This is a genomic window from Ginsengibacter hankyongi (assembly GCF_008710285.1).
GTDB classification, from domain to species: Bacteria; Bacteroidota; Bacteroidia; order Chitinophagales; family Chitinophagaceae; genus Ginsengibacter; species Ginsengibacter hankyongi.
The window spans coordinates 32,879-47,281 of the sequence record NZ_VYQF01000001.1; the positions used below are offsets into that span (position 1 = coordinate 32,879).

Below are 14,403 nucleotides of genomic sequence, written 5' to 3' on the forward strand. Positions count from 1 at the left end.
GAAGAACTTAACTTTTTGCGCTTACTCTAAAATCCTTTTTACCGGCAATTATCCTTTCCCTGATTAGGGTAATTGCCGGAAAGGATTTGTTTCCCAAAACACTCTTTCAGACTCGCCTGTTTATTGTGGTCTTGTCTTCGCTTTATTATGGTCCTGCCAAAAAGAAAAAGAAGACTAATTTTGCCAATCATTTTTATATTATGGCGTTTACACATTTAATACAGGCTGCAGTAGTTAAAAGTTTGAAGGAGTTGTACGGGCAGGAATTTTCTGAAAAAGATTTTCAAATAAATGAAACCAAACCTGAGTTTGAAGGCGATTATTCAATTGTTCTTTTTGCACTCGTAAAAAAACTAAAATCAGCTCCGGAGGTTCTGGCAAAAAACCTGGGAGAAAATCTTATAAAAAATAATCCCGATTTTTTTTCGGACTATAACGTTATAAAAGCCTTTTTAAATCTGAACATTTCTGAACAGGCGCTTCAGCTTTTCCTCACAAAGAACTACCACGATACATCTTTTGGTAGAAAACCATTGAATCACAAAAAAGTTATGGTGGAATACTCTTCACCTAATACCAATAAACCTTTACACCTTGGGCATTTAAGAAATAATTTTTTGGGATGGAGCGTTGCAGAAATTCTAAAGGCGAATGGAAACGAAGTTTATAAATCCAGCATTGTTAACGACCGCGGTATTCATATTTGTAAGAGCATGATTGCCTGGCAGGAATTTGCCAATGGCGCTACACCGGAAACAGTTCATGAAAAGGGGGATCATTTTGTTGGAGATTATTACGTAAAATTTAATAATGAATACAAGAGGGAAGTAAAGGAACTAACGGATAGAGGTTTAGACGAAAAAGCAGCAGAAAAAGAAGCACCAATCATGAAGAAAACGCAACAGATGCTGCTGGATTGGGAGCAGGGAAAGCCGGACGTCATCGACCTTTGGAACAAAATGAATGGCTGGGTTTATAAGGGTTTTGATGAAACCTATAAAAGAATTGGCAGCGATTTTGACCAGACATTTTATGAAAGCCAGACCTATATTCTTGGGAAAGAATTTGTACAAAAGGGTTTGGAAGATGGGTCATTTTATAAAAAAGAAGATGGCAGTGTATGGATCGATCTATCAGATGTAGGGCTTGACGAAAAACTTTTATTGAGAGGCGATGGCACTTCTGTTTATATAACGCAGGATATTGGTTTGGTAAAACAAAAATTTGAAGAATATAAACTTGATGAAAGCATTTATGTGATTGGTGATGAGCAGATCTATCATATGAAAGTGTTGAAGGAAATTTGCAGAAAGTTAGGAATGCCTTTCGCAAACAATATTCTGCATTTGAGTTATGGAATGGTAGAACTTACAACCGGCAAAATGAAAAGCCGTGAAGGAACAGTGGTAGACGCAGATGATCTTATAGATGAAATGATTGCAACTTCAAAACTTCATACGGAAGAATTGGGTAAAGTAAAAGACTTCACCGAAGATGAGCTAAATCACTTATACGAAACGCTTGGCATGGGCGCTATGAAATTTTATTTATTGCGTGTTGATCCAAAGAAAAGAATGATTTTTAATCCTGAGGAAAGTATCGATTTTCATGGCTTTACCGGCCCGTTTATTCAATATACCTATGCAAGAATTCAGTCTATAATAAGGAAGATTGGGGAACCAATTGTCAATGAAGAATTGAAAATTAATAATGAAAAGCTCTTTCTGCTGGAAAGACAATTAATAATTTTTCTGGAAAAATATTCTAACGTTTTGGAACAGGCAGCAGATGAATTGAATCCTTCTTTAATAGCTAATTATGCTTTCCATTTAGCTAAAACATTTAATTCATTTTATGTAGAGCATTCAGTTGCCAATGCGGAAAGTGAAGAAAAGAAAAATCTTCGTTTACGTATTTCCGTAATGACAGCAATCGTTATAAAAAGCGCTTTGCAATTACTCGGGATTAAAGTTCCGGAGAGAATGTGAGCGGAGGATGCCGGGTACAGGATGCTGGATAACCTCACTAACACAACAACTTCCCAAAAACTACGTTTATAGCTTAATTAGATGTATATTTGCATCTAATTATATACTCTACTTAGCAGACTGGATAATCTTCCTCAAGGTAAAAGCTCATCAAGTCATAGGTTTTGAGCATATGCGTTATCAGACTTTCATGAATCAATTTAGGTTAAGGGAAGTTATCATTTACATTAAAATATTAAAATTTGAATTTTAAAGAATTGCATTTAATTGAGCCCATATTAAAGGCGCTCGAATCAGAGGGCTACACGAGCCCCACCCCAATCCAGGAACAAGCAATACCCGATGTATTAAAAGGCAAAGACTTATTGGGATGTGCCCAAACAGGCACAGGAAAAACAGCCGCATTTGCTATACCTATTCTGCAAAACTTGTTTTTGCAAAGAAATCACGAAGTAGAAAATAACAACATCAAAGCGCTCATACTTACACCAACCCGTGAGCTTGCAATCCAAATAGATGAAAGTTTTGCCGCTTACGGAAAACATACGGGCATTAGGCATGCTGTTATTTTTGGTGGCGTTTCGCAATTTCATCAAACCAATCAATTGAGACAAGGCATTGATGTATTGATTGCAACACCCGGCAGGCTGCTTGATTTAATTTCGCAGCGTTTTATTAGCCTTCAGTATATAAAAATGTTTGTGCTTGACGAAGCAGACCGAATGCTGGATATGGGTTTTATTAATGACGTTAAAAAAATCATAGCCAGACTGCCTGTAAAAAGACAAACGTTGTTTTTTTCAGCAACTATGCCGCCGGAAATATCTAAGCTTTCTTCTTCAATTTTAACTAATCCTGTAAGGGTTGAAGTAACTCCTGTTTCTTCAACGGTAGAAAAAATTGACCAATCAGTTTATTTGGTTGAAAAAAACGATAAGCGCCAGTTGTTGATTCATCTTTTAAAAGATAATAAAATTCAAAGCGCACTGGTATTTACAAGAACCAAACACGGTGCTGATAAAATCGCAAAAGAACTACATCGTGCAAGAATAAGTTCCGGGGCAATTCATGGAAATAAGACACAATCAGCGAGGCAGAATGCTTTAAACAATTTTAAAGATGGAAAAATTCGCGTGCTGGTAGCTACTGATATTGCAGCCCGCGGAATTGATGTAGACGATTTAAGCCATGTCATTAATTTTGATCTTCCTAATATTCCTGAAACATATGTTCATCGTATAGGCCGTACCGGTAGAGCCGGCGCTTCAGGCACAGCATTATCTTTTTGTGATATGGAAGAAAGGGAATTTTTGCGTGATATTCATAAATTAATAAAACTGGAAATCCCGGTGATTATTGACCATCCTTATGCAAGTAACATGCAGTTTGTTCAAACACCGGTCATTCAACAAAATCCCTTATCGCGAAAACCTGTTTCTCACCAAGGTTTTAGAAGAACAAGGAGTTGGTCCCAGGGAAGGTAGGAGTTTCAATAAAAATACTTTTCGAAAATTCTTGCATTGAACAAAAAGATAGCTGTTGAATATAACAAAAAACGCTTTATAGAAATATAGAGCGTTTTTTGTTAACAGAACAGTATTCAAAATTTATAAAGTCAGTAAATCATTTTCTATTTTACAGCATCTTTATAGATTTTTTGCACTTCATTCAGCGATGCGATATAAATGCTTCTTCCATGCGTACCAATCACAATATCATTAGCAGCTTTTTGTACCGCAATATCGTGTACCGGAACTGGAGGAAGATCATTTCCAAAGGCCATAAAAGTTTTTCCTTTATCGAACGATGCATATAATCCATTGTCGCTGCCAACGTATAAGATATTTTCAAATTTTGGATCCTCTCTTATAACATTCAATGGCCCTGAAGGAAGGTTGTTTCCCAATCGACTCCATGTTTGCCCATAATCTTCACTTACATACAACCAGGGTGTAAAATTATCATCCCTATAGCCATTAAGGGTTGCATATACTCTTCCCTCTTTAAATGCTGATGCGACAACACGACTTACATATAAGTTCTTGGGCAATTTACTGCTTACTAACGTCCAGGTATAGCCGCCATCTTTAGTAACCTGGATGTTTCCATCATCTGTTCCAATATAAATAAGCCCAAACTTTAATGGAGATTCGTTAATGGTGACAATCGTCCCGTAGGGCACGTCGCCAGTTTTTGTTCCTTTCGAAAGGTCTTTACTTAAAGGAGCTATTTTATCTCCTTTATTCATGCTCCGGTAAAAAATATCAGAACCCATGTATAAAATGTCCTGGTTAAAGCTGCTCAATAAAATAGGAGTTTGCCAGTTATAACGAAGTTTTTCAGCCTCAATATCTGGTAGCGGATGAATGCGTTTGCTAATATGGCCGCCAATTGCTTTCCGTTCGTATTCTCCAAATTGAGAACCAAAATAAACAGTTTTATTATCTCTCGTATCAACCTGCACCTGCATGCCATCTCCACCACCCAGGTTTTTCCATTCATTATCAGGTTCAGATTCTTCATCATCCTCTCGCACTTCTTTATCATTCAATTTTGACGAACCATACCATACGCCATTGTCCTGTATGCCGCCATACACATTATATGGTTTGGCATTATCAACCGCAATTGCATAAAATTGTGCCACAGAAGGCGTATTAGCTTTAAACCAATGTTTCCCGTTATCATAGGTAATATTACAGCCGCCATCATTACCCGCAACCCAGTTGCTATCCCGCAGGGGGTTTATCCAGGTTCCGTGCCAATCAGGATGTGTGTTAAATTTATCTACGGCCGTAAACGATCTGCCTCCATCATTACTTTCCATTAAATTGAATCCATTAATAATTATTTTATTTTCATTAACAGGCGAAACCGAGATTTTACCGAAATAATATCCATATGTGTTGTACAAGTCGAGCCCATTTGCGTTTACTTTTTTCCAGCTAAGCCCGCTGTCATCACTCCTGTAAACTTCGCATCCTATTACAGGCGTGTTAAACATTTCAGTGTTTGCATCATTTAAATAATCGTATATGGTTGTAGGTTTTATTTTACCGGTGCGAACCATTTCTTTTACAGTTGAATCATTATATTTTTTATCAAAATCATTTTCAATAAAAAAGGTGTCCAGTTTTTTATCATTGAGCGATAAAAATTTTTCTTTAGTGATATTTTTGAAATCACTGAGCACGTATTTCGAGGTATCTCTTTTTTTTGTTGCTGTATCTGGCCTGTGATTTTGGTTGTCAAGGGTAGCATAAATTATTTGCGGGTTAGCTGCATACATAGCAATTCCTATCCGGCCCGTTCCATCATCTTGCGGAAAGCCGGTATTGTTTCCCGTAATTTTTTTCCAGGTATCTCCCCCATCAACGCTTTTATAGATAGCAGACGTGTTTCCACTCTCTACAAAATTCCAGGCCCGTCTCTCACGGTACCACATACACGCAAATAATTCATCCGGATTTTTTGGATTGATATCCATATCAATTGCCCCCGTATTGTCGTCTACATATAGAGTTTGTTTCCAGGTTCTGCCTCCATCCGTTGTTTTATAAACACCTCTTTCTTTATTGGCGGAATACAAATGTCCAATAACTGCAACCCATGCAATATTTTTATCCAGAGGATCTAAAATTATTTTTCCAATATGCTGGCTTTCAGGTAAGCCAAGGTATTGCCATGTTCTTCCGGTATCAATACTTTTATAAACTCCTATTCCCGAATAGGAGGACCTGCTGCTGTTGGCTTCGCCTGTTCCCACCCAAATTTCACCATCGTGCCAGTTAACAGCAATATCGCCAATGCCAATAACAGCTTCATGATCAAAAACCGGCACGAAGCTTTGGCCGTTATTTGTTGTATGCCATAAGCCACCAGTTGCATAAGCCACGTAAAATTCTGTTGGATCATTTGGGTTCACGTCTACATCTACAACCCGCCCACTCATTACCGACGGGCCAATATTTCTAAACTTTATATTCTTCAATAAAGATTGGCTTCGCAATAATTTTCTTTGAGATAAACCGTTCAATCTATCCATAGCCTTTGTTGGCTCAACCTGTGAATAAGTATTTAAAAAGGTTAAAATTGAGACAAACAAAAAGCCTGCATACTTATAAGCACATCTTAATTTGGTAATTTTGAAATTGAAAAACATCATTTAAATTATTGAATAGTATGATTTTAAAAGCTCATAAATTTATATTGTTATTTATTGGCGTACTGTTTTGCTATACGGCCGGGGCGCAATATAAAACTTATAAAATATCTGTACATGGAGACACATTAAATGCGATAGATAATAATGGATTAAAACAAGGCAAATGGGTAGTACATGTAGATGCTTTACGCGGAGAACCCGGCTATGAAGAAGAAGGAATTTTTGTAAATGGCAAAAAAGAAGGTGTGTGGAGAAAGTACACTTTACAAAGCGATCTGATAGCAGTTGAGAATTATAAGTACGGCGGAAAAGATGGGCTCTGCCAGTATTATACACCGTTAGGCGAGTTAATAAGAGAAGAAAACTGGAGAGCTTATAATCCCGATCAACCTTATGATACAATACCCGTGTATGGAACAGGCAGCAACGAAATTATTAGCTATAAAATCGTCAGGGCCGAGCAGTATAGTGTTAAAAATGGAGACTGGTCTTATTACGATCCATCTACCGGGAGAATTATAAAAGTAGAAAAATACGATCGCGGACATTTGCTCCAACAACCCAAAACAGAATTAGTTACTGAAGAACCAAAAAAAGTAGCGAAACCTGCCGAAGTGCTCGAATATGAAAAAAAGAATAGTGGCAAAAAGAAAGTAAGAGTGAGAGATGGCCAAACAGGAAATTAGAAACTTTTCAAGCGAGTGATGGACGTTTCCATTTACAGCAAAAAATTACGGCTTACATTTCCAATTTTAAATTTTACATCTCCCATAAAAGAATAAGGGCAGCATATTAAAAAATAAGCTGCCCTCATTAAATCAGGTTTTTCAAAACAATAGTGTAAAATAAAGTGGGAGTCTTAACAGGTTATTAGGATTTTATAACTTTTCAAGGAATATTGGGCTACATAATGCAAAAATATTGCCAGAAACTTAAAACGGCATAAAACGCTTATTTATAATACCTTATAAAAATTCATTTTTTATCATTTAATAAAAAATTTATTAAAAGGCATCCTTAATTTAGTAAATGGCTCAAGAGAAACAGACTTGGATAAGCCTTATGGAATGTGCCTCGTTAGACTATTTATCAACAAAAACCTCCTGAAATCTTCATCAGATGCATTAATTGAGTTGCATGGAAGCAATGATTTGCTTGATTTTTGCTTCCAGTTTTTGATTAGCTTCCTCAAACTGTTCCTTATTTTTTAAAGGCATATTTACACTGAAATAGAATTTTATTTTAGGCTCCGTTCCACTGGGCCTTGCAGAAATTTTACTTCCATCTTCGGTTATGAATTGCAATACATTACTTTTTGGAAGTTCAATTTTTTTAGTTTCCCCTGTTTTTAAATTTTTCATTAACTGTTGATCATAATCATACAATTCCATAACAGGACTTCCTGCAATTTCTGAGGGAGGATTGTTACGATAGCCCTCCATCATCTCAGCAATTTCCTTAGAGCCATTCATTCCTTTTTTTGTAATAGAGATAAGGGCTTCTTTGTAAAATCCATACTTCACATAGAGGTCAACTAATTTATTGTACAAGGTTTGCCCTTTACTTTTTTCAACTGCAGCTATCTCACTTATCATTGCAACTGCGCTTACGGCATCTTTATCACGCACCTGGTCGCCTATCATTAATCCAAAACTTTCTTCACCTCCAACAACATAATTTTCTTTGCCTTCTTTTTCTTTAATCATTGCGGCAATCCATTTAAAGCCCGTTAGTACATTATAGCAGGTAATGTTATTTTGTTTTGCTATCTCATCAATCATATCGGTGGTAACTATTGTTTTTATCACCATATCATTTGGCTTCGCAACTCCTTTATTTTTTCTCGCTTCAATTATATAATTAAAAACGAGCAAAGCGGTTTGGTTCCCGTTTAATAAAACCCATTCGCCATTTTCATTTTTAACGCCGGCGCCTACACGATCTGCATCAGGATCGGTGCCTAACAAAATATCCGCATCGAGTTCTTTTGCTTTGTTCAACCCGATACTCATCGTTGCTTTTTCTTCAGGATTCGGATATCCAACTGTTGGAAAATTTCCGTCTGGCTTTTCCTGCTCTTCAACAATGTGAACGTTATCAAACCCGAATGCTTTTAATGCTTGTGGTACCAACATAATACCAGAACCATGAATGGGAGTGTAAACAATTTTAAGATCATGCTGCGCTTTACACGCTGCCGGATTTACACTGAGGCTCTTCACCATTTCAATGTATTTATCATCCATATCTTTTCCTATAATGGTAATGTTTTCTTCATTGCCTTTCCATTTTACATCGCCAAGGCTTTTAATTTTTTCAACTTCAGTAATTACATTTTCGTCATGAGGAGAAACCATTTGAGCGCCATCATCCCAATAAGCTTTGTAACCGTTATATTCTTTTGGGTTGTGCGATGCAGTACAAACAACACCGCCTTGACAGCCTAACGTGCGTATCGCAAAACTCAACTCCGGCGTGGGTCGCAGCGATTCAAATAAAAATACTTTTATGCCGTTTGCTGCAAATATATTAGCAGTAATTTCTGCAAACTTGCGGCTGTTATTCCTGCTATCATGCGCAATAGCAACTTTTACGTCATCGAAACATTGCCTCAAATAATTCGCATATCCTTGTGTTGCCATTCCAACTGTATAAGTATTCATCCTGTTGGTGCCAACACCCATAATACCTCTCAGTCCACCCGTGCCAAATTCAAGATCTTTATAAAAAGCATCTTCAAGTTGTGATGGATCCTCTTTTTGTAAATGAATAATTTCATTTTTTGTGGCTTCATCATAGTCCCCGGTTAACCACTCTTTAATTTTATTTTCTGTTTTTGCTTCCATTTCTTTTTTTTTACAATTTGAAGATATTCATTTTTGATTATTTGAAACCATCAATATGCAATAAACGTATTTTTGTATGATGTATATTTTGCAAAACTACAGGAAACACTGGCTTTTTTTATGCTTGTTTATTGCCTCCTTTGCCCCGTTCAATTCTGTTTATTCGCAGTATAACTTTAAGCCTGATATTAGTTTAGATAAGCTGCAGACTTTTAATGATAGTTTTCAGGAACATACGAATTATCCGTATAACAAAAAAAGAATACGCTTTGTTACAGCTGCAAATATTATTGGTTATGGCGCATTGCTCATAGCGCTTAACGCAGAATGGTATGCGAAATATCCAAGATCAGGATTTCATTTTTTTAATGATGATGCAGAATGGCTCCAAATTGATAAAGTAGGCCATGTATATAGCGCATATACTGAAAGCCGTGCAAGCATGGAAGCATGGCGATGGGCAGGTTTACCAAGAAAAGAAAGAATATGGTTGGGAGGATTAAGCGGCGTGGCCTATCAATCTATTATTGAAGTTCTTGATGGCTTTTCTTCCCAATACGGATTTAGCCCTGGTGATTTTACTGCAAACATTGTTGGTTCAGGAATGTTTATAGCCCAGGAATTTGCATGGGATGATCAAAGAATAAAACTCAAATTTTCCTTTCACAGGAAAAATTATGGCGAAGCTGACCTTGACAAAAGAGCCGATGCTATTTATGGCAAAACAGAAATTGAAAGATTTATAAAAGATTACAATGGGCAGAGCTACTGGCTAAGTGCAAATATTAAATCATTTTTTCCGGATACAAAACTTCCACGATGGTTATCCTTTTCAATTGGATATGGGGCTGAAGGAATGTTTGGAGCAAGAAGTAATATAGCTCACGATGCAAATGGAAATATAACTTTTGACCGCAGTGATATTAAACGTTACAGGCAGTGGTATCTATCACCTGATGTTGATTTTTCAAAAATCAGGACTAATAAAAAAGGACTTAAGATTTTGTTTGCTGTACTGGATGCTTTTAAGTTTCCGGCGCCAACGTTAGAATATTCTAATGGAAGTTTTAAAGGACATTGGATTGTATTTTAAAAACTAGTTTTAGCCAGCGATTACCTGAATTTTCACATATTAAATCAGTTTTAAAATTGTTCTATACCAATTTTGCTCCTAATATTTCAGTACCGTTTGTTTCGACAATAATTTTTTCATCAGTTGCAGTGGCAACCGACATACCAACATAATCGGGCGCCACAGGAAACTCCTTATGGCTCCTTTCAACTAATACCAATACCTGTATTTTTTTGGGATAAAACTCCATAAACGGTTTCAGTGCATATAGCAAAGTCCTGCCGGAGTTGGCAACATCATCGGTAACGATAACAACTACGTCATCAAAGTTTTTTGAGCCCGAAAGTGATATTTTTTTTGGATCTTTTTTATCAATATCAATTTCGATGACTGAAATTTTTCCCTTGAAAACGTCCTGCAAAAATGCTTTGATAATATTTGCGATAATAAGACCGCTGTCTTTTATACCAGCAAGAATTATTTCGTTTTCCCCTATATTGTTTTCAATGATTTCAAATGCCATTCGTTGCAATTTTTTCCGGGCAATTTCTGCCGTTAAAATCAAATTATCAGAAGCCATAATCAATATTTTTTATGAAAATAAATACTCCGCAGCATTTGAACAATAAAACAATTCAAACCGTTAACTTAGCATCATATCTTATTTATGGAAATGATACAGCAAATTCTTTTTATACTGTTAACGGCTGTCGCTATTGTATTGTTTGCTAAAAAGGCTAAGGAAATATACAGCAATATTAATTTAGGGCATGATGAAGATTTATCAGGTGATTCCGGCAAACAATGGAGAAATGTATTGCTGTTGGCTTTAGGGCAAAAAAAAATGTTTCGCTATCCTCTTGTTGGCATGATGCATTTTGTAATCTACGCCGGATTTATCATTATTAATATTGAAGTATTGGAAATTGTACTCGATGGCGTTTTTGGAACACATCGGATGTTTGCAAATCCGTTGGGCGGCTTTTACACTTTTGTTATTGATTTTTTTGAAATACTTGCAATAGGTGTTTTATTAGCCTGTGTTGTTTTTTTAATAAGGAGAAATGTTTTGAAATTAAAACGTTTCATGAAGCATGAATTGGATGGATGGCCACGAACAGATGCTAATTTAATTTTAATTACTGAGATCATTCTAATGAGTTTATTCTTAACCATGAACTCAGCAGACAGGGCTTTACAGTTACAGGGAAATCCCCATTATCTTGATCACGGCAATTTTATTTTATCCGGTTTGCTTGCGCCTTCTCTGCAAAATCTTTCTTCTTTATCATTAACTGGAATTGAGCGTACTTGCTGGTGGCTGCATATTACAGGCATCTTTGCGTTTCTGAATTATTTGCCTTACAGCAAACATTTTCACATTTTACTTGCCTTCCCAAATGCCTATTATAAATCATTGGAGCCAAAAGGTAAAATGGAAAATATGGAAAGCGTGGAGAAGGAAGTTCAATATATGTTTAAACCCGAACTGGCGCCTGCTAACGGAGAGGCGCAAACGCCAAAGTTCGGCGCTAAAGATATTTTCGATTTAAGCTGGAAAAATTTATTGGATGCCTATACCTGTACTGAATGTGGAAGATGCACGGCCGCCTGTCCGGCCAACATCACCGGTAAATTATTGAATCCAAGAAAAATTATGATGGATACCAGAGATAGAATGGAAGAAGTGAGAAAGAATATTAAAATCAATGGATCTTTTAAAGATGATAGCAAAACCCTTCTACATAATTACATTACCACCGAAGAACTACGAGCCTGCACTTCTTGTAATGCCTGTGTGGAAGAATGTCCCGTTAGTATCAGTCCACTCGATATTATTTTTGAATTGCGCCGTTCATTAGTAATGGAAGAAAGCAACGCTCCGGCGGAATGGAATACCATGTTCAGCAACATTGAAAATAATTTTGCTCCCTGGAAATTCAGCCCGGATGAAAGAGATAAGTGGACAAGTGAGTTGTAAATATTTAATCTCTTCTTATTTCCGGAATTTGTAAATTTAGTAAGTGTTAATCACGTGAGTCAAAGCTAAGTGTTCTAAACTTTCGGCCAAGAAATGTTTAGCCTAAAAACTTCCTCATGAATAATAAATTTTTTAAACAATATTTTAATGCAGTTTTTGTTGCAATATGTATTTTATTTTCAGAAACAGGTAGTGCACAACTGAGCTTAAAATTAATGGGAGATGACGGTATTCCTCATAATCTTGAATTTCATGATGCAAGTGGAACGTCAATACCTATAGGAGATCGGGGCGATATTGGTGGTTCCCCACTATTTAAAGATCAATGGGGATTTGCAATACTACATTTAAAAAACGGCCTAACCTTTTCTGACTCTACTGTGGGTTTTTCATTATATAACGGCAGGTTATTTTTTAAAAAAGAAGATAAAATTTACTCCGTTGATTATCCGGTTAAAGCCTTTTTATTTGAATTCGCAGAAGATTCAGATAAAGAGAAAATCTTTAGGTTTCAAAACGGTTTTCCAATTATAAACGAAAACGACAGTCTCACATTCTACGAAATATTGTTTGGAGGAACATCCTTCAAATTATTAAAATTATTAAATAAAAAAGTTCATGAGACGTATGACTACGGTGTTGCCACCCGACGCGTATATTACCTTTATCAGCAGTACTTCATTTTTTTACCCAACAAAAATATAATGATCGATCTTGGGATAAATCCTACTGTAAAAAACTTAAGGAAAAAACTTCCGAAGTTTTCTGATCAGATTAAGTCTTACGGCTCTACGCATAAACTAGATTCAAAAAATGATGATAACTTAATTCAACTTTTTTCATTTTTGGATTGGGAAGCGTTGAATAAATCTTATGCTTATCAATTTTAAATGCTTCTTTTTGAATCAAAATTTTCAAATTCCTTCGCAACCGCGTTCAAGAAAGTAGAGCCTAACGATCCATCAATAATGCGGTGATCGTAGCTTAAAGAAATATACATCATGTGGCGGATGGCAATGCTATCACCTTGCTCGGTTTCAATTACAACAGGACGCTTTTTAATAGCTCCTACAGCCATAATAGCTACCTGGGGCTGATTAATAATTGGTGTACCCATTATACTCCCAAAGGTTCCCACGTTAGTAAGCGTGAATGTTCCTCCGGCAGTATCATCTGGTTTTAATTTACCGGTACGTGCAGCATTGGCAAGCCCATTAACCTGTTTGGTAAGGCCGGTTAAATTTAATTGATCAGCATTTTTTATTACAGGTACAATCAAGTTTCCATTAGGCATTGCTGTTGCCATCCCAATATTAATATCTTTTTTTACAATGATTCTATCTACATCGACACTGCTATTAAGCAACGGATACCTTTTAATACACTTAATCAGAGCTTCGATAAATAACGGCGTGAAGGTTATTTTTTCACCTTCTCTTTTTTCAAATTCTTTCTTCACTTTTTCGCGCCATAAAACAAGATTAGTAACATCGCATTCCGCAAAGCTGGTAACATGAGCGCTTGTATGTTTGCTATCCACCATATGCTTTGCAATCATCTTACGCATGCGGTCCATTTCAATAATTTCCACATTGCCCGTAAATGTAACGGGCGTTGCATATTCCTGTTTTGCGGAAGTGGCCGGAATCTCGTGAACAGCAGCCACAGGCCTTTCAGTTTGCTTTTGTTGAGGTTGGGATTTTCGGTTCTCCAGATAAGTCATAATATCTTTTTTACTCACTCTACCATCCTGCCCGGTTCCTTCAATATGCTCCAGCTCACTCATAGAAATACCTTCGCCGGCAGCAATGTTTAATACTAACGGTGAGTAAAAACGGATAGACGAATTTGTATTAGCCGGCGCTGCATTTTCTGTAGGCTGGTAAGGAATATGCTCTACAATGCTTGCCTCTTCATAGTCTTCCCTTATCTTTTTGGCCGGCTCTTCATGCGCTGAAGAAAAATTATTAACTGCGTCCCCATCTGTATTTATCTTGGCAATAACGGTCCCGATAGGCACCACATCATTTTCGTTATAAAGCAATTCGGCAATAACTCCATCCGTTGTAGAAGGCACTTCACTATCAACTTTATCGGTAGCAATTTCAAGAATTGTTTCATCCTGCTCCACTTTGTCTCCCGGCTGTTTGAGCCATTTCAAAATGGTCGCTTCCATGATGCTTTCTCCTAACTTGGGCATTACTAAATCTACCAGGCTCATATAAGTTTTTTAAATGATCAATTGTTGACTGTCAAAATTAAGTAAAAAGGATAAGTTTAAAACGAAAGTGGCTTATCGTTATTTTTTCGTAAATAATGGTCCAATAAAAATTTTCAACTGTTGAAATTAT

The 14,403-nt window shown here is 36.6% G+C and carries 10 protein-coding genes; 6 read left to right on the forward strand and 4 right to left on the reverse strand.

The window, feature by feature from the left end; genetic code table 11:
• Positions 1-200: 200 nt before the first annotated feature.
• Entirely contained in the window at positions 201-1,988 is a 1,788-nt protein-coding gene (gene argS / locus FW778_RS00130) for an arginine--tRNA ligase (RefSeq protein WP_150412555.1), read from the forward strand.
• A gap of 242 nt (positions 1,989-2,230) precedes the next feature.
• Positions 2,231-3,472 (forward strand): DEAD/DEAH box helicase, encoded by a 1,242-nt coding sequence (locus FW778_RS00135; RefSeq protein WP_150412556.1) that lies wholly within the window; start codon positions 2,231-2,233, stop codon positions 3,470-3,472.
• A gap of 146 nt (positions 3,473-3,618) precedes the next feature.
• Here FW778_RS00135 and FW778_RS00140 read toward each other — a convergent pair whose 3' ends face one another.
• Complete coding sequence (locus tag FW778_RS00140; protein ID WP_202552007.1) at positions 3,619-6,033, reverse strand: VPS10 domain-containing protein; 2,415 nt, start codon at positions 6,031-6,033, stop codon at positions 3,619-3,621.
• A gap of 137 nt (positions 6,034-6,170) precedes the next feature.
• Here FW778_RS00140 and FW778_RS00145 point away from each other — a divergent pair, with 137 nt between their 5' ends.
• Positions 6,171-6,839: a toxin-antitoxin system YwqK family antitoxin gene (locus tag FW778_RS00145; RefSeq protein ID WP_150412558.1), complete on the forward strand. Its 669-nt coding sequence runs from the start codon at positions 6,171-6,173 to the stop codon at positions 6,837-6,839.
• A 438-nt stretch (positions 6,840-7,277) separates the two neighbouring features.
• Here FW778_RS00145 and FW778_RS00150 read toward each other — a convergent pair whose 3' ends face one another.
• The gene (locus FW778_RS00150) at positions 7,278-8,999 is read right to left on the reverse strand and encodes a phospho-sugar mutase (protein WP_150412559.1); all 1,722 of its coding nucleotides are present in this window, start codon (positions 8,997-8,999) and stop codon (positions 7,278-7,280) included.
• A gap of 76 nt (positions 9,000-9,075) precedes the next feature.
• On the opposite strand from FW778_RS00150, the gene FW778_RS00155 reads away from it, so the two are divergent.
• Positions 9,076-10,092, forward strand: a complete 1,017-nt coding sequence (locus FW778_RS00155; protein WP_150412560.1) for a DUF2279 domain-containing protein — start codon at positions 9,076-9,078, stop codon at positions 10,090-10,092.
• Positions 10,093-10,153: 61 nt separating this feature from the next.
• Here FW778_RS00155 and FW778_RS00160 read toward each other — a convergent pair whose 3' ends face one another.
• Positions 10,154-10,651, reverse strand: a complete 498-nt coding sequence (locus tag FW778_RS00160) for a phosphoribosyltransferase family protein (protein ID WP_150412561.1) — start codon at positions 10,649-10,651, stop codon at positions 10,154-10,156.
• Positions 10,652-10,744: 93 nt separating this feature from the next.
• Between FW778_RS00160 and FW778_RS00165 the strand changes: the two genes are divergently transcribed.
• Both FW778_RS00165 and FW778_RS00170 read left to right on the forward strand, forming a co-directional pair.
• Positions 10,745-12,052 carry a (Fe-S)-binding protein gene (locus FW778_RS00165; RefSeq protein ID WP_235905986.1) on the forward strand — a complete coding sequence of 436 codons (1,308 nt, stop codon included), beginning with the start codon at positions 10,745-10,747 and terminating at the stop codon, positions 12,050-12,052.
• A gap of 116 nt (positions 12,053-12,168) precedes the next feature.
• Complete coding sequence (locus tag FW778_RS00170) at positions 12,169-12,942, forward strand: hypothetical protein (protein WP_150412563.1); 774 nt, start codon at positions 12,169-12,171, stop codon at positions 12,940-12,942.
• Here the strand turns inward: FW778_RS00170 and FW778_RS00175 are convergent.
• Positions 12,939-14,273 carry a dihydrolipoamide acetyltransferase family protein gene (locus FW778_RS00175; protein ID WP_150412564.1) on the reverse strand — a complete coding sequence of 445 codons (1,335 nt, stop codon included), beginning with the start codon at positions 14,271-14,273 and terminating at the stop codon, positions 12,939-12,941. The two genes, FW778_RS00170 and FW778_RS00175, sit on opposite strands and share 4 nt — an antisense overlap.
• Positions 14,274-14,403: the final 130 nt, after the last annotated feature.

What these genes read in the sequence shown, in the direction of transcription:
- argS (WP_150412555.1), top strand. Translation starts at nt 201, where the DNA reads ATGGCGTTTACACATTTAATACAGGCTGCAGTAGTTAAAAGTTTGAAG.
- FW778_RS00140 (WP_202552007.1), bottom strand. Translation starts at nt 6,033, where the DNA reads ATGGATAGATTGAACGGTTTATCTCAAAGAAAATTATTGCGAAGCCAA.
- FW778_RS00145 (WP_150412558.1), top strand. Translation starts at nt 6,171, where the DNA reads ATGATTTTAAAAGCTCATAAATTTATATTGTTATTTATTGGCGTACTG.
- FW778_RS00150 (WP_150412559.1), bottom strand. Translation starts at nt 8,999, where the DNA reads ATGGAAGCAAAAACAGAAAATAAAATTAAAGAGTGGTTAACCGGGGAC.
- FW778_RS00155 (WP_150412560.1), top strand. Translation starts at nt 9,076, where the DNA reads ATGATGTATATTTTGCAAAACTACAGGAAACACTGGCTTTTTTTATGC.
- FW778_RS00160 (WP_150412561.1), bottom strand. Translation starts at nt 10,651, where the DNA reads ATGGCTTCTGATAATTTGATTTTAACGGCAGAAATTGCCCGGAAAAAA.
- FW778_RS00165 (WP_235905986.1), top strand. Translation starts at nt 10,745, where the DNA reads ATGATACAGCAAATTCTTTTTATACTGTTAACGGCTGTCGCTATTGTA.
- FW778_RS00170 (WP_150412563.1), top strand. Translation starts at nt 12,169, where the DNA reads ATGAATAATAAATTTTTTAAACAATATTTTAATGCAGTTTTTGTTGCA.
- FW778_RS00175 (WP_150412564.1), bottom strand. Translation starts at nt 14,273, where the DNA reads ATGAGCCTGGTAGATTTAGTAATGCCCAAGTTAGGAGAAAGCATCATG.